At 64.8% G+C, this 22,518-nt stretch carries 18 protein-coding genes, 1 other RNA gene and 1 riboswitch; of the genes, 5 read left to right on the top strand and 14 right to left on the bottom strand.

Going from position 1 to position 22,518, the window contains the following annotated elements:
• Positions 1–27 precede the first annotated feature (27 nt).
• The 3 genes from ppk2 to AC4FS3_RS03825 form a co-directional block, all read right to left on the bottom strand.
• The gene (gene ppk2 / locus AC4FS3_RS03835; protein WP_283178296.1) at positions 28–936 is read right to left on the bottom strand and encodes a polyphosphate kinase 2; all 909 of its coding nucleotides are present in this window, start codon (positions 934–936) and stop codon (positions 28–30) included.
• A gap of 81 nt (positions 937–1,017) precedes the next feature.
• A complete protein-coding gene (locus tag AC4FS3_RS03830; protein ID WP_491019539.1) occupies positions 1,018–1,350 on the bottom strand; it encodes a DMT family transporter in 333 nt (110 codons plus the stop codon).
• 11 nt (positions 1,351–1,361) lie between these two features.
• On the bottom strand, positions 1,362–1,958 hold the full coding sequence (locus AC4FS3_RS03825; RefSeq protein ID WP_491019460.1) for a TetR/AcrR family transcriptional regulator: 597 nt from the start codon (positions 1,956–1,958) through the stop codon (positions 1,362–1,364).
• A 324-nt stretch (positions 1,959–2,282) separates the two neighbouring features.
• Here AC4FS3_RS03825 and ssrA point away from each other — a divergent pair.
• Positions 2,283–2,638: a transfer-messenger RNA gene (gene ssrA, locus AC4FS3_RS03820) on the top strand.
• Positions 2,639–2,885: 247 nt separating this feature from the next.
• Positions 2,886–3,629 (top strand): YoaK family protein, encoded by a 744-nt coding sequence (locus tag AC4FS3_RS03815; protein ID WP_491019459.1) that lies wholly within the window; start codon positions 2,886–2,888, stop codon positions 3,627–3,629.
• A gap of 9 nt (positions 3,630–3,638) precedes the next feature.
• Here the strand turns inward: AC4FS3_RS03815 and AC4FS3_RS03810 are convergent, their stop codons facing one another.
• Positions 3,639–5,945: an adenosylcobalamin-dependent ribonucleoside-diphosphate reductase gene (locus AC4FS3_RS03810; protein WP_491019538.1), complete on the bottom strand. Its 2,307-nt coding sequence runs from the start codon at positions 5,943–5,945 to the stop codon at positions 3,639–3,641.
• Between the two features lie 184 nt (positions 5,946–6,129).
• On the opposite strand from AC4FS3_RS03810, the gene AC4FS3_RS03805 reads away from it, so the two are divergent.
• Positions 6,130–6,558 (top strand): DUF1489 family protein, encoded by a 429-nt coding sequence (locus AC4FS3_RS03805; protein ID WP_491019458.1) that lies wholly within the window; start codon positions 6,130–6,132, stop codon positions 6,556–6,558.
• A gap of 89 nt (positions 6,559–6,647) precedes the next feature.
• Here AC4FS3_RS03805 and AC4FS3_RS03800 read toward each other — a convergent pair whose 3' ends face one another.
• Positions 6,648–7,049 (bottom strand): bactofilin family protein, encoded by a 402-nt coding sequence (locus AC4FS3_RS03800; RefSeq protein ID WP_283178292.1) that lies wholly within the window; start codon positions 7,047–7,049, stop codon positions 6,648–6,650.
• 320 nt (positions 7,050–7,369) lie between these two features.
• A riboswitch (cobalamin riboswitch) is annotated at positions 7,370–7,570 on the top strand.
• 63 nt (positions 7,571–7,633) lie between these two features.
• Between AC4FS3_RS03800 and bluB the strand changes: the two genes are divergently transcribed.
• A complete protein-coding gene (bluB, locus tag AC4FS3_RS03795; RefSeq protein WP_491019457.1) occupies positions 7,634–8,404 on the top strand; it encodes a 5,6-dimethylbenzimidazole synthase in 771 nt (256 codons plus the stop codon).
• Between the two features lie 313 nt (positions 8,405–8,717).
• Here bluB and AC4FS3_RS03790 read toward each other — a convergent pair whose 3' ends face one another.
• The gene (locus AC4FS3_RS03790) at positions 8,718–10,766 is read right to left on the bottom strand and encodes a bifunctional aldolase/short-chain dehydrogenase (RefSeq protein ID WP_491019456.1); all 2,049 of its coding nucleotides are present in this window, start codon (positions 10,764–10,766) and stop codon (positions 8,718–8,720) included.
• Between the two features lie 162 nt (positions 10,767–10,928).
• Between AC4FS3_RS03790 and AC4FS3_RS03785 the strand changes: the two genes are divergently transcribed.
• Positions 10,929–11,909, top strand: a complete 981-nt coding sequence (locus AC4FS3_RS03785; protein ID WP_491019455.1) for a sugar-binding transcriptional regulator — start codon at positions 10,929–10,931, stop codon at positions 11,907–11,909.
• An 81-nt stretch (positions 11,910–11,990) separates the two neighbouring features.
• On the opposite strand, the gene AC4FS3_RS03780 is transcribed toward AC4FS3_RS03785, so the two are convergent.
• The 8 genes from AC4FS3_RS03780 to dhaL (AC4FS3_RS03745) all read right to left on the bottom strand — a co-directional run bounded on the left by AC4FS3_RS03780 (position 11,991) and on the right by dhaL (AC4FS3_RS03745) (position 22,315).
• Positions 11,991–12,935, bottom strand: a complete 945-nt coding sequence (locus AC4FS3_RS03780) for a carbohydrate kinase family protein (RefSeq protein WP_491019454.1) — start codon at positions 12,933–12,935, stop codon at positions 11,991–11,993.
• Positions 12,936–12,973: 38 nt separating this feature from the next.
• On the bottom strand, positions 12,974–13,993 hold the full coding sequence (locus tag AC4FS3_RS03775) for an ABC transporter permease (RefSeq protein WP_283178287.1): 1,020 nt from the start codon (positions 13,991–13,993) through the stop codon (positions 12,974–12,976).
• Positions 13,990–15,582, bottom strand: coding sequence for a sugar ABC transporter ATP-binding protein (locus AC4FS3_RS03770; protein WP_491019453.1), 1,593 nt, complete (start codon positions 15,580–15,582; stop codon positions 13,990–13,992). The genes AC4FS3_RS03775 and AC4FS3_RS03770 overlap by 4 nt, the downstream gene beginning before the upstream one ends.
• Before the next feature lie 82 nt (positions 15,583–15,664).
• A complete protein-coding gene (locus AC4FS3_RS03765) occupies positions 15,665–16,666 on the bottom strand; it encodes a substrate-binding domain-containing protein (RefSeq protein ID WP_092898257.1) in 1,002 nt (333 codons plus the stop codon).
• A gap of 77 nt (positions 16,667–16,743) precedes the next feature.
• The gene (locus tag AC4FS3_RS03760) at positions 16,744–17,727 is read right to left on the bottom strand and encodes an ABC transporter permease (RefSeq protein WP_092898255.1); all 984 of its coding nucleotides are present in this window, start codon (positions 17,725–17,727) and stop codon (positions 16,744–16,746) included.
• 154 nt (positions 17,728–17,881) lie between these two features.
• Positions 17,882–19,930 carry a bifunctional sugar-binding transcriptional regulator/dihydroxyacetone kinase subunit DhaK gene (locus tag AC4FS3_RS03755; protein ID WP_491019452.1) on the bottom strand — a complete coding sequence of 683 codons (2,049 nt, stop codon included), beginning with the start codon at positions 19,928–19,930 and terminating at the stop codon, positions 17,882–17,884.
• The gene (dhaL, locus tag AC4FS3_RS03750; protein WP_491019451.1) at positions 19,930–20,583 is read right to left on the bottom strand and encodes a dihydroxyacetone kinase subunit DhaL; all 654 of its coding nucleotides are present in this window, start codon (positions 20,581–20,583) and stop codon (positions 19,930–19,932) included. The genes AC4FS3_RS03755 and dhaL (AC4FS3_RS03750) overlap by 1 nt, the downstream gene beginning before the upstream one ends.
• A gap of 1 nt (position 20,584) precedes the next feature.
• Entirely contained in the window at positions 20,585–22,315 is a 1,731-nt protein-coding gene (dhaL, locus tag AC4FS3_RS03745) for a dihydroxyacetone kinase subunit DhaL (protein WP_491019450.1), read from the bottom strand.
• Positions 22,316–22,518: the final 203 nt, after the last annotated feature.

The following is a 22,518-nucleotide window of genomic DNA, read 5'->3' as shown; positions in this document are numbered from 1 at the left end:
TCGCAAGACGCCGGAACAACAGATGCCTCAGTATTTCAGCGGAACGTAGAGTTCGGGCGGCAGGACGGCGCGCTCATAATCGGGGTTGAAGACGCGTTCGGGCAGCTGGATGTCCTCATGCGGCACATCCTCATAGGGGAAGAGGCCGAGGAGATGGTCGATGCAGTTCAGCCGCGCGCGTTTCTTGTCGGTGCCCTCGACAATATACCAGGGCGCCTCGGGAATATTGGTGCGCGCCAGCATTTCTTCCTTCGCCTTGGTATATTGCTCCCACCGCACCCGGCTTTGCAGATCCATCGGCGAAAGCTTCCATTGTTTCATCGGATCATGGATCCGCATGAGAAAGCGCATCTGCTGTTCCTCATCGGTGATCGAGAACCAGTATTTCACCACCTTGATGCCCGAGCGCACCAGCATCCGTTCAAATTCCGGCACGTCCTGGAAGAACTGTTCCACCTGGTCTTCCGAGGCAAAGCCCATCACCCGCTCGACCCCGGCACGGTTGTACCAGGACCGGTCAAACAGCACCATTTCACCGCCCGCCGGCAGATGCGGCACATAGCGCTGGAAATACCATTGGGTCTTTTCACGGTCCGAAGGCGCCGGCAGCGCCACGGTGCGCGCCACGCGCGGGTTCAGCCGCTGGGTGATCCGCTTGATCGCGCCGCCCTTGCCGGCGGAATCGCGGCCCTCGAAGATCACGACCACGCGTTCCTTGTGATATTGCACCCAGGATTGCAGCCGGATCAGTTCGGCCTGAAGGCGGATCAGCGCGCGCAGGTAATCCTTACGCTCCATCCCCGGCCCGTGGCGTTTCTTGTAGATCTTCGCGATTTCTTCGGACAGCTCGGCATCTTCCAGCTCAAGCTCATAATCCTCATCGAAGGAATCCGAGAGTTCGGCTTCCAGCCAGTCCATCGGGGTCTGTTCGTTCATGGCATCCGTCGCGCGTGAGGGGAGTTCGGGATCTCAATGGCAGTACAGCGTAACGGAAGCATGACGGTCTGGTGACGGAAATCAATGCGGAGCGGCCTGGGAAAACAGGTTGATCACCAGCACACCGGCAAGGATAAGCCCAATCCCGATCACCGCCGCGAGATCAAGCGACTGTTTCAGCCAGATCCAGCCGATCATCGAGATCAGTACGATGCCAAATCCTGACCAGATCGCATAGGCGATCCCCACCGGCAGGGTCTTGAGCGCCTGCGACAGGAAGAAAAAGGCGCCGCCATAAAGGCAGAGCATGATGATGGTCGGCACAGCTTTGGTGAATTGCCGTGTCTGGGGCAAAAGCGAGGTCGCCATCACCTCCAGCGAGACCGCGAGGAGGAGCGTGACATAGGTTGTCAGCGTAGGGTTCATCAGCCGGGATTCCTTCGGGTCAGGTCAAGCAATTTTGCGCATAAGTCTGCCATCGGCTGGCGCAGATCGGGTTCGACCTGCCAGAGATCGGCAAGCCAGAAGCCATCCGCCGCGTGGCGCAGGATCTCGTACCAGGGGCCGGAATCGGTCGCGGCATGGCGCGTAAGCCGGGCGCGCAGCCAGTCGGACCAGAGGCTGCGCATCCCGGGATTCATCAGCAGGACCGCGTTCAGCGGCGCCGAAGCCGCCAGCCCCGGGTCAAGCGTGGCGGCTATCCAGGCGCGGGTAAAGCTGCCCTGGGGCTCGGGATCAGCCGCCATACTGAGGTCGATGGCCGCATCGAAATGATCGAGGAGATCGCGCAACAGCGCGGTGATCAGCGCCTCTTTGTCGGGGAAATGGTGAAAAAGCCCGCCCTTGGTCACCCCGGCGGCCCTTGCCACCGCCGCGATGGTCATCGCCTGGAGCCCGCCTGTAACCGCCAGCGCCGCCGCTGCATCAAGCAGCCGGCGCCGCAAAATCTCGGGCTGGCGGCGACGGGGCGACGACGCCGGGGAAAGCGAGGGCGGCGGAAGCGAGGGCGGGGCTGCGGTCATGCAGCCGATTACATACCGCTTGGTATGTAATCGGCAACAGATTTCTTGCCTGCCGATATTGCAGTCTTCGGCCTATACCCGGGGGCCGAAGAAGACGGGAAAAGGTCCAGACCCGCGCTGGAAGGCAGGTGGCTCGCTGTCGCATGACCAGCAATCCCCTGTTTTGCAGTGTCAGCCGTCTGTTCAGGACGGATCACCGCTGTCGGGCAGATCCGGAATGCCAGTTCAGCGGCCTGCTGAGAGTTCGGGTTATCGCATGTCAGAGCATAAGGTCCGGGTCATAAGCGATGGGGTTTCGGGATTTCATCGCGCCGGTCTCTGCCGCCGCTTGCGCCCGGTCAGGTGTGGTCCTATATTCCTTCTTGTCCGGGGCAACCCGGACTATGGCGATAAACGCACCTGTAATAGGCGGCTCGGACCCGGGGGCGGTACCCGGCGGCTCCACCAAATCTCCCGTTCATTGCGGGCGTGTGGGGCCGAAACAGGATCGACGGACGTTCAAAGAGGCCAGCTTTCGCTCGGTAAGGTACCACCGTTATCGGTCCATGATCACAGTTGCCAATGACAACAGTGCTCCGGTGGCGATGGCTGCGTAAGCAGCTCTCAATACCAAACCTAAGTCCTTGCGCTTAGCCGCGTAAGGCGGGGTTCGCAGGTACCTGGCAACAGAAACCTGCACCTTCCCCCGCTTCAGTCCGATCACCTGTGCCTCAGGTCGTAAGGACCTGCTTCGCGACCGCGATTATGGTGGCTTTCACCATCATCGCCGTTCGGATACCGCCATACATGGGCCGCCGGTATCCGTTACGGTATTGCTAAGGCTTTTCCCGCCAGAGCAGCCGCGCTATGGCAATGAGGCCTCGCCCCGGCGCCTGATCCGGTCCCGGCGGGCAAATTGCCAGAGAGGCATTCCCGAAAGGCATTGCTGTGAAACGGCACCGTCATATTCTGCATCCGCTGCAATCGGCGCGGGTCATTCTGGGGCATCGGCGATCTGCCGGGGCGGATCTGCTGCTGGCCACGGTCATCGCCTTCACCGCCGGCGCCGCCAATGCGGGCGGCTTCTTCGCGCTTGGCCAATATACCTCGCATGTGACCGGCTACCTGTCGCAGCTGGCCGATCACCTGGTGGTGGCCGAATGGTGGATCTGCCTGGTCGCATTGATCGCCATCGGCGCCTTTGTCAGCGGCGCGGCCTTTTGTTCGGCGCTGATCCACTGGGCGCGGCTGCATCTGCCGGGTCGCCAATATGCGGTGAGCGTGGCGGTGCAGGGCGTTTGCCTGATGCTGTTTGCCACCGGCGGCTGGTTTGAAAGCGCGGCCTGGCGGCTCTGGTGCATGGCGTGCCTCTGTTTCACCATGGGAATGCAGAACGCCACCGTGACCAAGATCTCGGGCGGCAGGCTGCGCGCCACCCATGCCACGGCGATGATCACCGATATAGGCATCGGTCTCGGCCGCGCCCTGTATCGCCGCCATGCACCCGACGCAGTCCACAGGGTTGACTGGCACCGGATGCGGCTGATGGCGCAGCTGGTTCTCACCTTCTTTCTGGGCGGGGTGACCGGGGCGCTTGGCTATGCGCGGATCGGGTTCGGGTTCTCACTGCCGTTGGGATGCCTGTTGCTGGCGATGGCGCTGCCGGCACTCTGGAGCTGCCGGCGCAGCTGAGGACGGGCCTCAGCTGCATTGCGAAAAGCCGCAACTGGCGCAGATCAGGCAGCCCTCTTCCCTGCGCAGATCAAAGGATCCGCAACTGGGGCAGATGGCCTGAAGTCCGGGCTCTCCGGCCCTGGTTCCCATCCCGCTCCCGGGGGCCTCGGCCGGCGGCAGGGCGCCTGGGTCGGATTGCAGCCCCATGCCTTCGCCCGCGATGAAGCCGGTCGCGATCAGGTGGCGTTCGATCACACCGCCGATCGCCGCGAGGATCGAGGGGATATAGCGCCCGTCAATCCAGGCGCCCCCCCTCGGGTCGAACACCGCCTTCAGCTCGCCCACCACGAAAGACACATCGCCCCCCCGCCGGAACACCGCCGAGATCATCCGCGTCAGCGCCACCGTCCAGGCGAAATGCTCCATGTTTTTCGAGTTTATGAAGACCTCGAAGGGGCGGCGGCGCCCGCCCGAGACAATATCATTGACGGTGATGTAAAGCGCATGTTCCGAGCCCGGCCAGCGGATCTTATAGGTCTCGCCCGAAAGCGTGGCGGGGCGCGGCAGCGGCGCATCCCGGGGCGTCTCGCTGTCCCCGGGGGCGGGCGCGACGCTCAGCACAGATCCGGTTACGGCATTGGGCCGGTAAGTGGTGCAGCCCTTGCAGCCCATATCCCAGGCGGCGAGATAGACATCGCGGAAGGCCTCGAACGGGATATCCGCCGGGCAGTTGATCGTCTTCGAGATCGAGCTGTCGATATGGCGCTGCGCCGCCGCCTGCATCCGCAGATGATCCATCGGCGCCAGCTCCTGCGCGGTCACGAAATGCGCGGGCAGGGGCGCGTCACCATGCAGCGCGCGCCAGCGCATCAGGGCGTAATCCCCGACCTCTTCCTCGCGCGCGCTGCCATCCTTTTGCAGCACCCTGCGCCTTGTGCTCCAGGCAAAGACCGGCTCGATCCCCGAAGACACATTGCCCGCATAAAGCGAGATTGTCCCCGTGGGCGCGATGGAGGTCACCAGCGCATTGCGGATGCCATGGCTGCGGATGGCATCGCGGATATCCCCGTCCATCGCCGCCATGGTGCCGCCTCTGAGGAAGGCCTCAGCCTCGAACAGCGGGAAGGGGCCGCGTTCCTTCGCGAGATCCACCGAGGCAAGGTAAGCCGCCCGTGACAGCGCTTTGAGCCAGGCATCGGTCTGGGCCACCGCCTCATCCGCGCCATAGCGCAGCCCGCACATCAAAAGCGCATCGGCAAGCCCGGTGACGCCAAGGCCGATCCGCCGCTTGGCCCGTGCCTCGGCCTCTTGTTTAGGCAGGGGAAAACGCGACTGGTCGATCACATTATCCAGCATCCGCACGGCGGTCGCGACAAGATCGGCAAGCTCATCGCCCGCGATCCGGGCCGCTTCGGTGAAAGGGTCCCGCACCAGGGCTGCGAGGTTGACCGACCCGAGCAGGCAGGCGCCATAGGGCGGCAGCGGCTGTTCGCCGCAAGGGTTGGTGGCGCTGATCACCTCGGCGTAATGGACGTTGTTCATCTGGTTGATGCGGTCGATGAAGATCACGCCCGGCTCGGCATAATCATAGGTCGCGCGCATGATCCGGTCCCAGAGCGCGCGGGCGGGCAGGCTGTGATAAACCCTGCCGCCAAAGACCAGATCCCAGTTTTGATCCGCGTTCACCGCTGCCATGAAAGCATCGGTGATCAGCACCGAAAGATTGAACATCCTCAGCCGTGCCGCATCCTGTTTGGCGCTGATAAAGTCAAGGATATCAGGGTGATCGCAGCGCAGGACCGCCATCATCGCGCCGCGCCGCGCGCCGGCGGACATGATGGTGCGGCACATCGCGTCCCAGACATCCATGAAAGACAAAGGCCCCGAAGCATCCGCCGCCACAGACGCCACCAATGCGCCTTTCGGCCGGATGGTCGAGAAATCATAGCCGATGCCGCCGCCCTGTTGCAGCGTCAGTGCGGCCTCTTTCAGGGCCTGAAAAATCCCCTCCATCGAATCGGGGATCGTGCCCATGACGAAACAGTTGAACAGCGTGACGGCGCGATCGGTGCCGGCCCCGGCCAGGATGCGACCGGCGGGCAGAAAGCGGAAGCCTTCCAGCGTCGACATGAACCGGGGCTCAGCGGCTGCGGGATCGGGCTCGTCCACCGCAAGGGCGCGGGCGACACGGCGCCAGCTGTCGGCGACCGTCAGGTCAATGGGTGTGCCATCCGCGTTCTTCAGCCGGTATTTCATATCCCAGATCCGGGCCGCGATGGGGGTGGCAAACCCATCCTGCGCGACAGACCCGTCCTGAGCAGCGGGGCCGGTCAGGCGGTCGGCGGCGTCAGCATCGGGTGCAGTATCGGGCAAGGTGCAGACCCTCCGGCAAAGAGGGCCGTCAGCGGCGCGAGGACTGGGCCAGCATTTGCGCCGGATCCGGCCAGAGCCACAGGATAGGGAGGCGGAGGCCATCGGTCAATCTTGCGGCGGCGGGGCAGGCGCCTATGATCCGGCCATGGGATTCGTGAATATACTCAAGCTTTGTGTCGGTGCCGAAAGCATCGGGGATCTTGCGACCTGGCAAGAGGAAAATGCGGCGCGCTGGCCTGCGGGGCAGGCGGTACATGTCACCCGCATGTGGCCCAAACGCGAGGCCGAGGTGCTGGCGGGCGGCTCGCTTTACTGGGTGATCAAGGGGGTGATCCTCTGCCGGCAGCGCATCACCGCGCTGGAACGGGTCGAGACCGGTGATGGCATCAGCCGCTGCGCCATCGTGATGGACCGCGAGATCATCCGCACCGAATCCGCGCCGCGCCGCCCGTTTCAGGGCTGGCGCTATATCGGCCCGGAGGACGTGCCGCGCGACCTGACGCTGGGCCGGGACGGCGATGACAGCCTGCCGCCGGACCTGGAACGCGCTTTGGCCGAGATCGGCCTGCGCTGACGCGTTTTGCGCATCTGGCCCGATCTGAACTCCCCGCTCTGAACTGCCGACCGGTGCCGGTTCAGAGCGGCCATTTCAGATGCGGGTGATCAGCCGCGACCGCGGGTGAAGCGGCCTTCGATGGTGGCGCCGCTCTCGATCACCAGGGTGTCATAAGTGATATCGGCGGTCACCTGGGCGGTGGCGCGCATGATGAAATGCTGGCTGTCGACTTTGCCGTCGAGACGGCCATGCACCTCGACCGATTTCGCGCTGACCGAGCCGGAGATGCGGCCATGCTGCCCGACCGCCAGCGCGTCGGCGGTGATATTGCCATCGACCTCGCCCAGAACCTCAAGCGCGCCGGTCGAGCTGATCTCGCCGGTGATCTTCAGGTCAGAGCCCAGCACAGAACGGGTCGCATTGCTGCGGCTGGCGCCGGATGAAGGCGTGGTCGCCTGGGAGCCAGCCTGTCCGGGCTCGCCATTCGGAGCGGCAGTTTTCGAGAACATTGGGGGATCTTTCTGAAAGCGTCTCGAGGGCGATAAGGCGGAATTGCGGCGCGAGGGTCAAGTGGACTGCGACCGCCGAGGCCGGGGAAAGCCGGTTTTCTGCCGAAACTTAATGATCACGACGGGACGGGGCGGCGTCCGGCATCCTAAAGCCGGTGAAAAGGCGCATGAAACAGAGAGACGCGCTCTTTGGGGGCGGGGCCTCCTGTCTGGTGCGGGCGGCGATGCCGGCCGGGGGCGGATCGCAAGGCGCATCCTGTCGCTGCGAATCAGGGGGCGGCGCGGTTGCGTTCTGGCCGGACTTCTCTGATAGTGACGCTGTCTGGTGCTCTCCGGCCCGGGCAAGGGCGCTGACCCTGTGCCGCCCCTGGCCGGAGGGATAATCGGGAAGGCGGTGCAAATCCGCCGCGTGCCCAACGCTGTAAGGTGGACCGCTTTTGCGGACCGGGCGGCAGATGCCACTGGCTTTGGCCGGGAAGGCGCCGTTTCGGGATGAAACCGAGCCAGAAGACCGGCCAGACCAGAACGGCCCCGGCTGCGCGGACGGCAGCAGGGGCGCCGGTTTGCCTGACAGGGGAAATGTCATGCCGATAGAACTGCCGCTCGCGGCCCGTTGCGATCACGCTCCTGCCGAACAGCTCCCTTCCGATCCACTTGGCTCAGATCCGGGCACTTCCGGTCCTGACCTGCGCGCGCCCGGCACCGCCGCTGCCTTTTCGGCAGAGGAACGCGCCGCCGTCTACCGCGCGATCTTTGAGCGGCGCGATGTGCGGGGCCAGTTCCTGCCCGATCCGCTCAGCGAGGATCTGCTGCTCCGGCTCCTGGCGGCGGCCCATGCCGCGCCTTCGGTCGGGCTCTCTCAGCCGTGGAATTTCATCCTGATCCGCGATGAGGGCGTGCGAGCCGAGATCCGTGACGCTTTCGAGGCCGCCAATACCGAGGCGGCGGCGATGTTCGGCGAGGGGCGGCGCGCGCTTTATTCGCAGCTCAAGCTCCAGGGGATCTCCGAGGCGCCGCTTTGCCTGTGCGTCACCTGTGATCGCACACGTGGCGGTCCGGTGGTGCTGGGGCGCACCCATGATGCCGCGACCGACCTCTATTCCACGGTTTGCGCGGTGCAGAACCTCTGGCTCGCCGCGCGGGCCGAGGGGATCGGTGTCGGCTGGGTCAGCATCTTCCGCGAAGGTGATCTGAAGCGCATCCTGCATCTGCCCGATGATGTGGTGCCGGTGGCGCTCCTGTGCCTTGGTCATGTGCGCGACCTCTATGACCGGCCGGAGCTCGAGGTCCGGGGCTGGGGGCAGCGTCACCGGCTGGAAGACATGGTCTTCGCCGACCGCTGGCAGGGGCGCTGAGGACCTGCCGCTGCCGTCCCGCGCAATGCCGGAAGAGGCCGCCGCCACGGGCAGAGGGCCGTCGTCGCGGCGAAGGCTGGCAATGACCAGTGATCGGGAGAATGACGGCCCGTCAGCCACAGAAGGATAACATTGATTCCCCCCGCAGTGTTCCGGTCTGCGACCCGACTTGATCCGGTTCAGGCAGCAGCAGAGGGACTGCCTGTCCCGGCGGTGCTTGTCCTGCGGCCCGGGGGACCGCAGGTGTGGCACAGACGAAGGCGCCGGCGACATCGTGCCGCCGGCGTCAGGCCAAAGGGCAGGTCGGGCTGGCTCAGCGCAGCATCGCAGCGGTATTGCCGCCATCGACGGTGATCACCGCCCCGGTCGAGGTGCGGGCGCGGATCAGCGCCAGCGCGGCCTGGGCCACATCTTCGGCGGTGACTTCGCGATGCAGCAGGTTGCCGCGCATATAGACCTCGGGCGTGACGCCCCGGGCGCGGGCGCGCTCTTCGATCATCTGGTCGGTCATCAGCCCGGTGCGGATCCGGTCCGGATTGACCGCATTCGAGGTGATGCCATCCGCCGCATGTTCCACCGCATATTGCTTCATCAAGGCCATCAGGGCGGCTTTCGACGTGCCATAGGGGCCGAAGTCCGGACCCGGGTTCACCGCCTGTTTCGAGACGTTGAACAAGAGCGCGCCGCCGGTGCCCTGGGCCTGCATCACCCGCACCACCGCGCGGGCAACATAGTGGTGACCCCAGAAATTCAGCTCGAAGGCAGCGCGGAAATCGGCATCCGACACGTCGAGAAGCGCGCCCTGCCAGGCCGCCCCGGCATTCGAGACGAGGATATCAACGCCGCCAAAGCGCAGCGCCACCTGCGCAATCGCCGCATCGACCGCGACCGCATCGGTCAGATCGCAGCCGATGCCGATGCCGCCCAGCCGCGTCGCCGCCTCTGCGGCCTTGTCGGCGTCAATATCCAGCAGTGCAATCTCGGCACCTTCGGCGCGAAGCGCCTCGGCCATGGCAAGGCCCAGACCACCGGCGCCGCCGGTGATCACCGCGACCTGGCGGGTCAGCGGCTTTTCGGCGACCTTTTTCAGCTTCACCTGTTCCAGCGACCAGTATTCCAGATCAAAAAGGTCTTCCTCGGGCAGAGCCTCAAAAGCGTCGATCCCTTCGGCACCCCGGATCACCTGGATCGTCGCCTCGGCGACATCGGCCCCGATCCGGGCGGCTTTCGCAGTCGGACCAGCGGCAAAGACGCCGACGCCTTCGACGTAGAAGACGCGGGGCATCGGGTCGAGCATGGTCTTGATGCCGCCCGCACGCGCATTGTTGCGGGTGAAATAATCGGTGTAATCCGCGATATAGCCCGCGATCTTCTCACGCACCAGCGCCGCCCAGGCCTTCAGATCACCCGCTTTTGGCGCGGGCAGTGCCAGGCCGAAGCGCTTGATATGGATGACATGTTCGGGTGTCGCATTGCCACGCCGGGTCAGGCTTTCGACATTTTCCGCGCCGCAGAAATCCAGGATATCCTGGTTCACGCGATGTTCGATCACGAAACGGCGGGGCAGGCCTTCCTGCGCGCCCGGCAATGCGATGGCGCCGCGCAGGATCGGCGCGATCTCTGCCGCGTCTGCAAGCCCGCCCAGCACCGGCGCGGTGCCAAATGGTTTCGGATTGCCTTGCGCGATGCGGTTTTCGGCGCGGGTGATCGCCTCGATCATCGCCTCATAGGCGACACGCGGATCGTCGGACCAGGTGAAGATCCCGTGTTTGATCAGGATCATCCCGGGCGCATCAGGGCGTTCATTAAAGGCCCTGAGGCAGACCTTCGAGAGGTCAAAGCCCGGCATGACATAGGGAATGACGATATATTCGGGGTAAAGCGCGCGGATCAGTGCCTCGCCATTCGGCTGATTGGTCAGCGCGACAATCGCATTGGCATGGGTGTGATCGACATGGCGGAAGGGCAGGATCGCATGCAGGATCGCCTCGACCGAAGGGTTGGGCGAGGCCGGATCCAGCAACAGGCGGCGCTGCAGCATGACCATATCGTCATCCGACAGCGTCTCGTAATTCACCATCGCCTTCAGCTCGGCCAGACGCAGCGCCGGCAGGCCTGCCGGTTCGATCTGGCCCATATCCCAGCCCGACCCCTTGACGCAGAGCACCTCGACCGGCGTGCCGTCATGGTCATTGATCACGGTTTTCACCGATGTATTGCCGCCGCCATGCAGCACCAGCTGCGGCACCTGGCCCAGCAGCCGCGTCGTCCAGGTGCGGATCGCCACATCGCGGTTCACGCCGGCCGCGACATAGGCGGCAACGGTTTTCTCGAAATCCGCATCGGACCACAGGGATTGCATCGGATCTTCTCCTTGGACATTCAGGTCTGAGTTGATGTCAAATGACAGTTATTGGTGTCAAATGTCAATGCGAGTACGAAAGAGATCGGTGAAAGCCTCGCCAAGGCCTGGGTTTCGTGGCAAAGCTGATGGCATGACTGGGCGTGACGGGCAGGGGGACTGATGTCGGCAGAGGCGCAGATACGCGGGCGGGGGGCCGTGCCGGCAGAATTCGACGATATCGTGATCTGGGCCGCCTGGCTCTATTATGAGGAAAGCCTGAACCAGAGCGATATCGCCGCGCGGCTCGGCGTCTCGCGTGCCAGCGTGGTCAATTATCTTCAGGAAGCGCGCGAACGCGGCGCGGTGCGGATCAGCATGGATGCGGGCGTGATGGCGCGGCATTCGCTGTCGCTGGCCCTCGCCGCGCGCTTTGGCCTCGAAGAGGCGCTGGTGGTGCCGGTGCAGCCCGGAGACGATGCGGCGACGCGACTGGCAGCCCTTGGCGCCGCCGGGGCGCGGCAGCTTGAGCGGATGCTGACCCCGGGCGAGACGCTCTGCATCTCCTGGGGGCGCACGGTGCTGGCGGTGGCCGATGCGATCTCTCTGCCCGTCGAGGGGCTGAGCGTGGTCCAGGTCACCGGCGCGGCCATGGGGCGGCGTGATTTCTCGGCCGAACTCTGCACGGCGATCATGGCGCGCAATCTCGGCGCGCTGAGCATGGTGATGCATGCACCTGCGGTGCTGTCGAGTGCCGCGCTCTGCACCGCCTTGCGGGAGGAGCCGGCACTTTCCGAGCAATTCGCGCTGATCCGCAAGGCGCGCACCATCGTCTTCGGTCTCGGCGGTCTCGGGCCGGACAGCACGATGCGGGTTGCCGGCATCGCCGGCACGGATGAGATCGACGCCTATGCCGCAGATGGCGCCGAAGCGGTGCTGATCTGCCGTTTCCTCGATGCCGAAGGGCAGCAGGTTCGCCGTGATTTTGACAGCCGTATGATGGGGATCGAACTTGAAGAGCTGCGCGCCATCCCCCGCCGGGTCTGCGTCGCAGGTGGCCCGGGAAAGATCGCCGCGCTGCGCGCCACTTTGAAGGGCGGCTATGTCAGCCATCTGGTGACCGATACTGAAACAGCCGCAGGCCTGCTGGCACAGACCCCCTGACGCTTTCTTTCGCCCGATAAAATCACACAAGGAGAGGTCCGGAGGGATGCAACACCCCTCCGGCGGTTCGGCAAAGGGCATTCAGCCTTTGATCTTCGCTGTATTCATGAACTCAAGCGTATGGTCGAACGACTGAACACCTGCATCTGACCCGAGCCCGGTCGCCACCAGCGCCGCCGTCGCCTGGGCGAAATTCAGCGCGGTTTTCAGATCCATTTTATGATGCAGTGCCGTGATGAAGCCCGCGTCGAAGGCATCGCCGCAGCCGGTGGTATCGACCACTTCGATCTCAAATGCCGGCTGGCGTACTACGGCACCCTTGTTATCCATGAAACAGACGCCATCCCCGCCAAGCGTAAAGACGCATTGTTTCACCCCGCGATCGAGGAAGAAGCGCCCCGCGGCCTCGACCGTCGTCGCGCCGGAGATCGCCTGGGCCTCTTCGACTGAGGGCATGAAATAGTCGATATGCGGGAAAAGCGGTGCGACGAGGTTGATCGTATTCTCATCGGCGCCAAGGAGGTCAAAGGTGGTCGTCCGCCCGCGCCGCTTGGCCTCGGCCAGAAGCTTCGCGCTCGGCTCCCCATCGAGTTTCGCCAGAAGACCGGTGCCGCCGAGATGGATGATAGGGGCGGCCAGCACAGCATCCAGCGTTTCGGGGATGATGTCGAAATGATCTGACGCACCGCGCTGATGCAGGGCAGGGCGCTCGCCATTCCGGCGGATGTTCAGGATCGAGGCCGAGGTCGGGACGCCCGCAAGGCGCTGCATCTGGGTCGTGTCGACCCCGAACCGCGCCAGCGTCGCCAGCACGAAATCGGCCTTTTCGTCATCACCAACCGCACCAACCGCAAGGCAGTTCAGCCCGTGTTTCGCCAGATCGACCACGGTACCGCCGGCGGTACCGGCCACGGTCAGGCGGATTTCGTCGATAAAGGCGACAGAGCCGCCCGGCGGGATCGCATCGACCGGCCGCCCCAGCACGTCAAGGATATAAAGGCCGATGACCGAAACATCATGGCTCATGGTGGTTCCTCCCGGAAGGTTAATCAGCCGCGCATTGCTCAGTTGCGTTGGCGCAGCGCGAAAATGGTGCCGGCGATCAGGATGAAGATGCCGACAATGGCAAGCTGCAGCGTCGAGGGGATGCCCACGAAGACCAGCACATTGCTCACCAGCGTGATCAGGAGCACACCGAGCAGCGTGCCGATCACGGTGCCCGAGCCGCCGGTGATCCGCGCGCCGCCAAGCACCACGGCCGCGATGATTTCAAGCTCCATCCCGGCCAGGTCAAAAGGGTTCGCGAGACGGTTCGAGGCGACATGCACGATGCCCGCGATACCAGCCAGCAGCCCTGCCCAGCCGAACACGAACAGCCGGATATGGAAGAGGTTGAAGCCAAGGCGTTCTGCGATCCCCGGATTGCCGCCCGAGGCAAAGATCGCGCGGCCCATCAGGGTGCGCTCAAGGATGAACCAGGTGGCGAAAGCGACCACGACCAGCACCAGCACGGTCGCAGGCAGGGTCGAGATCACCCCGGTCCCGCCGGTCCAGGTGATGAGGGAGGCCTTGCCGAAGGCCTCCATCGAGGCGGGCAGGTTCATGAACAGGGCCGTCCCGACAAAGGTCAGCAGCGCCGAGCGGATGATATATTGCGTGCCGATGGTGACGATCAGCGAGGGCGCGCGCAGGGAATGCACCAAAAGCCCGTTGATCACGCCAAAGACCGCGCCGCCTAGGGCCGCCAGCGGCAGGATCACCCAAAGCGGCATTCCCGGGAAGATATTCGTGACCAGCATGGTCAGCGAATACATTACAAAGGCTGCGATGGCGGTGAAGGAGACGTCAATGCCGCCTGCGGCCAGCACCACAAGGACGCCCATCGCAAAGATCCCCCGCACCACCGAGGCACGCAGGATGTCGAAGACATTGTTCATCGCGAAGAAATTCGGGTTTGCAATGGCCACGCCGATCACCGTGACCACGATCAGGGCAAGGGTGAAAAGCTCTGGCCGGCGGCCCATCAGATCCCAGATGCGCGCGGGCAGACCCGGGGTTGCGGCGGAAGCGGGGACGTCGGTCATGCTGGCATTTCCAGGTCTGTGACGGCGGGCGCTGCGCCGGCCATTGTCTGATAGAGGCGATCTTCGCTGGTGGTCGCCGCGTCATAGGTTGCGGCAATCGCGCCCTGGCGCATCACGGCGATCCGGTCGCAATTCTGCAAAAGCTCGGGCAGGTCATCCGAAATGATGATGACGCCCATCCCCTCATCCGCAAGGCGCTGGATGATGCGGAAGATGGTGTCTTTCGACCCGACATCGACGCCCACGGTCGGGCCGTGCAGGATCAGAAGCCGTGGTTCGATCGTCAGCCAGCGCCCGATCAGCACGCGCTGCTGATTGCCGCCCGAGAGCGACTGCACCGGGGCCGCGACATTCGGTGCCACGACCTGGAGGTCGGCAATCTGGTCTTCCGCCAGTTTGCGCGCGCGTTTCGGGCTGATCATGCCGATTGCGTTTTTCAGCCGGTCAAGAACCGGCAGGGTCACATTGTCCTGGATCGGTTTTTCCAGAAACAGCCCTTCGGTCAGGCGGTCTTCGGGAACATAGCCGATGCCGTCCCGGATCGCCTCGCCCGGGTTTTTCGGCCAGACGGATTTGCCTTCCAGCCGGATCGCGCCGCTGCTCGCCGGGCGCACGCCCGACAGCGCCAGCGCCAGTTCATTGCGGCCGGAATCGAGAAGCCCGGTGATGCCGAGGATCTCGCCCTTGCGCAGGCTCAGCGACAGATTCCGGAAGGCGCTTGTCTGTGTGAGGTTCTCGACCTCCAGCAGCCCCTCGCCGATTTTCGGTTCGGTCCGGTAGCGGGCCTCGGAAATCTCGCGTCCGGTCATCAGCTGACTGATTTCGGCTTTATTGGTGGTGGCGACCTCGCGTTCCGCCACTTTCAGGCCGTCGCGCATGATGATCGCGTGCCCGCCCAGCGATTTCACCTCGTCGAGCTTATGGGTCACGAAGAGCACTGTCACGCCCTGGTCAAGAAGGCGGCGCACCACGGAAAGCAGGTTCTCGACCTCTTGCCGGGTCAGCGAGGTGGTCGGCTCGTCCATGATGACCAGCCGCGCCGAGGCCGCGATGGCGCGGGCAATGGCCACGAGCTGGCGGGTCGCGAGCGGCAAAGTATCGGTGCGGCGCGTCAGGAAGGCGGCGTCGGTCGGCAGATGCACCTCGGCCAGCGCTTTGGCGGCGGTGGCGAACAGTTCTGCCCGTTTCAGCCGCCGCGCCAGACGCCCGCCTGCTGCGACCAGCTGGCCGGTCAGCGCGATATTTTCCGCCACCGACAGGTTCGGCAGCAGGGAGAGATCCTGATAGACGGTCTCGATCCCGGCCTTCAGCGCGCCGATGGCACCGATATCGCCTGCCAGCGGGCCGGTGGCCTCGCCATCAATGAAAATCTGCCCCGAGGTCGCGTTCTGCGCGCCCGAGACGATCTTGATCAGGGTGGATTTGCCGCAGCCATTCTCGCCCATCAGATGGTAAATCTGGCCCGCCTCCAGCGTGAGGCTGACATCTTTCAGCGCCTGCACGCCGCCGAAGGACTTCCGCAGGTTGCGGATTTCCAGAAAGGGCTTCTGGCCGGTGGATTGGTTGGTCTGGCCTGGCTGCGATTGCATCGCGGTCGTCCTCAGCTTGTGGATGCGAAGGCGCGGGCAGAATGCCGCGCCTTCGCCTGGTTGTCCGGTCAGGGAAGGCAGATCAGAACGGGTAGTTCTTGTATTCGTCCTTGCCGACATCGACCCAGGCAGCGCCCTGGATGATGATGCCCTTGCCAGGGCCCTGCGTCACGGTGACGGCGTTATAGCCCGGCACGCCGAGATCGGCGCCATCCGCGATTTCCTCGCCGGCCAGCACTTTGGCGGCGACGACATTCATGACATAGCCCGCGTCTTTCGGATCCCAGAAGTAGATGCGGTTGACCGCACCGGATTCGAGATAGGGGCCGGTGTCTTTCGGAAGGCCGAGGCCATAGACGCAGACCTTGCCGACAAGGCCGGCCTCTTCAACCGCACGGCCGATGCCGATCACGTCAATCGCGGAAGAACCCTGGAAGCCTTTGATATCCGGATAGGCGCGCAGGATTTCTTTTGCTTTGTCATAGGCCTTGTTCGCGTCGTTGAACGACTCGTTCTTGGCGGCGACCAGTTCCATGCCCGGGTGGTTTGCGGCGGCGCTTTCAGCACCGGCATCGGCCCAGATGTTATGGGTCAGGCTGCCGAGCGAGCCGACAAAGCTCGTCCATTTGCCCTCACCGCCCATGCATTCCGCAAGGCCGTCATTGATCTTGCGGCCGAAGGCTGCGTTGTCGAAGGCTTCGATATCGGCATCGGCATTGACGATGCTGTCGCCTTCATGCGCGATGACCTTGATGCCACGGGCCTGGGCACGACGCAGCACGCCTTCAAGAGCCGCCGGGTCCATCGGCACGACCGCGATGGCCGAGACGCCTTTGGCCACGAGGTCTTCGATGATGCGGGCCTGTTGTGCGGCATCGGCCTGAGCCGGTCCGACCTGAACCGCGTCAATATCGGCGTGATCGGCGGCAAAGGCTTTCACACCTTCATCCATCCGCACGAACCAGCCTTCGCCGGTGATCTTGACCACGGTGGTGATCGACTGCTTGTCCTGGGCCATGGCCGCGCCTGCGACCATCGCACCGGCGATCATGGCGCTTCCGGCCAGTTTCGCGAGTGTTTTCATGGTAGTCCTCCTCCGGTTTTCAGGGGCATTTGTCTTGCAGCGATCCGGCCTGCCCTGCGGGGCCGGCGCCGCATCCGTTATCGCGCCGGTCGGAACCAGTACGACAGATTCACCCGCGCCGAGGCCAGCAGCGCCAGAAGCAGCACCCCCCAGGCCAGATCGCGGAAAAAGTTCGAGATGCCGAGGAAGTTGAAAAGGCTCGACAGCATCTGCAACGCGGTAGCGGCCAGCAGGACGCAAAGGACGCGGCCATATCCGCCTTCGGGCTTAACCCCGCCCAAGACCGCGATCAGGATGGCGATCAGCACATAAGAGCTGCCGTAATCCCATTTCACCGAGCCCGCGCGCGAGGCGATCACGATGCCCGCAACCGAGGCGAGGATGCCGCAGATCGCATAGGTGATGACGATCATCCGCTTCACCGGGATACCGCCATAGCGCGCGGCTTTCTCGTTCGATCCCAGCAGCATCAGCTTGACGCCAAAGGGGGTGAAGCGCAGCAGATAGCCGATCAGCCCGGCGATCAGCACGAACAGCGCGAAACACAGCGGCACACCCAGCACCGGCAGATTGCCGAAATCATCCAGCGGAGGGATATAGCCGAGGCTCACAGAGGAGCCATTGGTCAGCCAGACCGCGATCCCGGTGAACAGAAGCTGGGTGCCGAGCGTGGCGATCAGCGGCGTCAGCCCGGTATAGGCGATCATCAGCCCGTTGATCAGCCCGCCGGCCAGACCGACGCAAAGCGCGATGCCGGCGAAGGTCCAGGAGAAGGCCATCGGCGCATCACCCGGGGGCAGGATGCGGCTTGCGACCAGAAAGGCGGTGATGCCGGCAAGGTTCGCCAGTGCGATCCCGGAAAGGTCGATGCCGCCATTGCCGGAAATCATCGCCAGCGCGACGCCAAGCGCCAGCAGGCCCAGTTCCGGGACCTGCGCGGCCATCACCTGCAGGTTATAGCTGTCAACGAAATTTGCTCCGGCCAGCAGGGCGCCTGCCACCAGCACAATCACATTGATCAGGGCCAGAAACACGGTCTGGCGGTCAGCGGTCTTGATCACGGTCTTCCTCCCGCCGGGGCAGGGGCAGACTGCGCGCCCTGATCCGGTTCTGTATATCGACACTGGCCGGTGACAAATGTCAATGCTTGCTGTCGTATGTCATGGGCCTGTTGTGTGGCCTGTTTTCTGATCTGGTGTCCGGCGGGGCAGCGGGTCATGCGCGGCCCCCTTTGCTCATCAGCGCAGGCGCGTCACAGGGATGATCCATCAGCGCCGCCAGCTCATCATCGAGATGCAGGATCGAGAGCGAGACGCCCGCCATATCCAGCGAGGTGTAATAGGGGCCGACCAGCATGTGGCTGACCGTGATGCCATGCGCCGTCAGGCGCTGCCGGATGCGGCGGGTGAGGATGTAAAGCTCCATCGCGGGCGTCCCGCCCAGCGAATTGACCAGCACCGCCACCCGGTCACCGCGTGCGGGCACCATTTCGGCAAGGATCCGGTCCAGCAGCAGATCGGCGGCATCATCGGCAGAGACCAGCCGCTGGCGTTCCACCCCGGGCTCGCCATGGACACCGACGCCGATCTCCATCTCATCCGCGCCCAGCTCGTAGCCGGGGCGGCCGGTATCGGGCAGGCGGGCGGGTTCCAGCGCGAGGCCCATCGTATAGACGCGCTGCGCCGCGCGCCGTGTCACCGCCTCGCAGGCCTCAAGCGAGGCGCCAAGATCGGCGGCCGCGCCCGCGATGCGAAAGACAAAGACATTGCCCGCAACGCCCCGGCGCGAGCCACGGCTGTCAGGTTCTGACGAGGCGATGTCATCGGTGGTGATGATCTGGCGCACCGGGATGCCGCCGGCCTCGGCCATTTCACGCGCCATCTCGAAATTCATCACATCGCCCGAGAAATTGCCGAAAATGTACAAAAGCCCGGCGCCACCATCGACGGCGCGGCTGGCGGCCAGGATCGGGCCGGGCGGCGGGGCGGCAAAGATATTCCCCACCACCGCCGCATCGGCGAGGCCCTGGCCGACATAGCCCCAGAAGCCCGGCTCATGCCCGGCGCCGCCGCCGATCACGATGCCGACTTTGCCCGGGCGCGGGCCGTGCTTTGCCATCACGGCGCGGCTGGTGCCGGGGACAAGGCTGATCAGCGCCTCATGCGCCAACAGCGCGCCGGCGAGGCTCTCATCAACGGCGTTCCGCGCCTCATTTATCAGTTTTTTGCCGTGGCTGCGGGTGGCGATTGCGGGCGCCACGGGCGCCGGACGGCGGCTGCTTTCCTGCCAGCCATCGGCGGTCAGCACGCCGCGGGCGGTGGCGGCATCGGTCACCAGCACATCGATCAGCCCGCCGCGCAATGCCGCAAGGATTGCGGCCACTTTGTCGATACCGCCCGCCACCGCGATCTTTTGCGGCACGCGGTGCAGCCCGTCGAGATCCAGCCCGATGGTGCGGTCATTGACCGGCCCCGCGACCAGCTCGCCCCTGGCCGAGATGAACCGGCCCAGAAGGCTGCCGACTGCATCCTGGTAATGGGCGTGACGGTCGACGCCTTCGAGGAATCCCGAGCTGTGGATCGTGCTTTCGGGCCGCATCGATGAGATGCCCATGATGATGCGATTGGCCTCGGACAGGACCTGGAGCTGTTCTGCCAGCACAGGCTCTTCCATCAGCATGGCGCGCATCGCGGGTGATGAAACGATCGCGGGCACTGCCAGCGGGATCCAGCGTGCACCAAGCGCCGAGGCAAGCCGCGAGGCGCAGGCTTCTGGCGTCCAGGCGATGCGCGCCGTGGTCGAGCCGGTGGCCTGAACCACGCGGATATCGGCAAGCCCGGGATGATCCAGCGCCGAAGCCAGCGCCAGCACCGACCGCCCCCAGGTCACCGCCAGCGTGTCGCCCGACCGCACCAGCCGCTTCAGCACCATCGCACCGGCCTGCCCAAGGCGTTCAATCAGCGGTTTGCCGTCGCCTTCCGAGGGGATCACAAGGCAGTCATGCAGGCCGAAATGGTCCTTCAGCCCGCGCGCAACCGAGACCGCCCGAAAGCGCTCGGGCTGGATCTCGATATTGACGAGGCCGCGCGCCCGGGCATCGGCCAGCCAGGTGTTCACCGAGGCACGCGACAGGCCCATCTTCTGCGCGATCTCGCTCTGGGTCAGCCCGTCCTCGTAATAAAGCCAGGCGGCCCAGAGGAGCGCATCATCGCCAAAGCGCATCGGCATTTCCGCCAGCGCACCGCTTTCGGGTTTCAGGGCCATCAGCTGCCCCCCCGCGCAAGATGGGCCTGCAGGCCTTCGCGCAGCCCCTGGATGATGATCACGGCCGAGGCCGCGCCCGGGTCGATATGGCCCAGCGTCCGGCTGCCCAGCCGCGCGGCACGGCCAAGGGCTGCAACCATGGCGCGGGTGGCATCGCGGCCCTCGCTTGCTGCGGCTTCGGCGGCGGCGAGCGCGTCCAGCGGGTCGGGGCCGGCGGCGGCAACTGCACGCGCAGCAGGCCGCCAGGCGTCGAGCATGGTCTTGTCGCCGGCGCTCGCCTTGCCGCGCCTTGCGATGCCTTCATCGAAGGCGGTGACCAGTTCGGGGATCCGGGCGGCAGGAATGCTGTCCATGCCGCTGAACAGCTGCCCGGCGCTGAGGAAGGCCGAGGCGTAAAGCGGCCCGGTGGTGGCGCCTACCGCGTCGAGAAAGCTCTCGGCGGCGATGGGGAAAAGGTCGCCCGCGCCCTTGCCCTCGCGGGTTGCGGTGACGAGCGCCCGGGTCAGGGCGGCAAAGCCTTCGGCCATGGAATTGCCGTGGTCGCCATCGCCGATGGCGCCGTCAAGTGCGCCAAGCGCCGCGCGCGCCTCGCCGATCCGCAACGAGACGGTGCGGAACAGGTCGGTCACATCGGCGGCGCTCAGACCGGTCATGTCAGGCCAGCCGCTTCAGGGCGGCATCCGCCAGGGTGGTCAGGATCAGACAGCAGGACGTCGCGCCGGCATCCGGCACCCCGCGCGAGCGTTCGCCCAGCCGGCTGGCGCGGCCAATCTTTGCCACCAGATCAACGGTCGAGTCGCGGCCTTTGACTGCGGCCGCAGACATCGCCGTCAGTGCAGCGGCAAGGCCCTCAGCTTTCGCCGCATCAAAGGCCTCGACCGCAGGCACCAGGCAATCAATCAGCGTCTTGTCACCCACCTGGGCCGAGCCGGTCTTGCGCACCCCCGCAAGGGCCGCATTCAGCACATCGGCGAAACCATCGGCATCAAGACCCGGGCGGCCCGCTACCTCATCGGCCATCCCCTGGAACATGAAGCCATAAAGCGGGCCCATCGAGCCGCCGATCTCGCTCATCAGCACATCCGAAAGGATCCGCAGCGCCTGATCAAGGCTGGCATCCGCCGGGATCCGGTCTGCGGCGCGGCCAAAGCCCTTGGCCATGTTGATCCCATGGTCGCCATCGCCGATCAGCCCGTCGATCTCCGACAGATGCGCCTTGTTGGCGACGATCACGGCTGCGATCTCGCGGACGATCCCGGCGCTGCCCGCCACCGGGACGGATGCGCCGGTGAGGGTGACATTCTTTGCAACCGTGGCGGTGGTAGTTGTGGCACTGGCCGCATGGCGACCATGGGCCACCCCTGCGTTTTTCGGCGCGGCCACCGCACCCGTGGCCATGCCGGGCGCCTCTGCCGCGAGATCGAGGAGCTCTTTCAGTTCGCTGTCCAGCGCCATCACCGTCAGCGTCGCGCCGACCATCTCAAGCGAGGTGAAGTAATTGCCGACGAAAGCCTTGTGCACATGGATGCCCTTGGCATCCAATTGGCTCTCGATCCGGTCATAGAGCACGTAAAGCTCGTTGATCGGCGTCGCGCCAAGGCCCGAAAGCAGCACCGAGACCTCGGCGCCCTCCTGCAACCCGTGATCGCCCAGCACGATGTCCAGCATGTCATCGGCCACCGCATCGGCGGTTTTCAGGGCCTCGACCCGGACGCCGGGTTCGCCGTGATGGCCGATGCCGACCTCCATCGTGCCGGGCTCGATTTTGAAATTCGGATGGCCCACGGCGGGCAGGGTGCAGGGCCCAAGGCCGACACCGACCGAGCGGCAGGCATCGATTGCCTTTTGCGCCGCCTGGATCACTTCGGCCAGAGAGCCGCCTTTGGCTGCCTTCGCGCCGCCGATCTTCCACATGAAAATCTCGCCCGCGACGCCGCGCCGGCGCTCGCGCTCGGCCAGCGGGGCCGAGCAGACATCGTCATTGGCGACGACTGTGGCGACCTCGATCCCGTCGGGGGTCACCATCTCTTTCGCCATGCGCACATTCATATTGTCGCCGGCATAATTGCCGTAGAGCACCGCGACCCCGGCGCCGCCATCGGCTGCGCGGATCGCGTCGGCAAAGCTTTTGGCGGTCGGCGAGGAAAACAGCTCTCCCACCGCCACCGCATCGACCATATTGCGGCCGGTATAGCCGATAAAGGCCGGCTCATGCCCCGACCCCCCGCCGGTCACGATGCCGACCCGGCCCGGCTGCGGTGCCGCCGTCGAGACGACCACACGCGGATTGTCGGGATCAAGCCGCACAAGATCGCGATGCGCACGGACAAATCCCGCGACAGTTTCATCGACGATATCGTCGGGGTTATTGAGGAAGCGTTGCATATCTGATCCCGTTTTCCGTTCGCAGCCAGGCCGTCTCCATGCCCGCGCAGGCTGCGCGATCTGGCCGGATTTCGGACTGAGCTGGTCTCCTCCGGACGGCGGGCTGCAAAGCTGCCGGCCCCGTCCTGCGCCTGTTTTTTCGCGCCGGTTGATTTTTGTCAAGACACAACTGAAAAATGTCAGATCTGTCTCGGCTGCGCCCC

It is taken from the genome of Pseudogemmobacter sp. TB195, assembly GCF_058313095.1.
The sequence above is the reverse complement of the archived record's forward strand: the minus strand, read 5'-3'. Positions and strand labels throughout refer to the sequence as shown.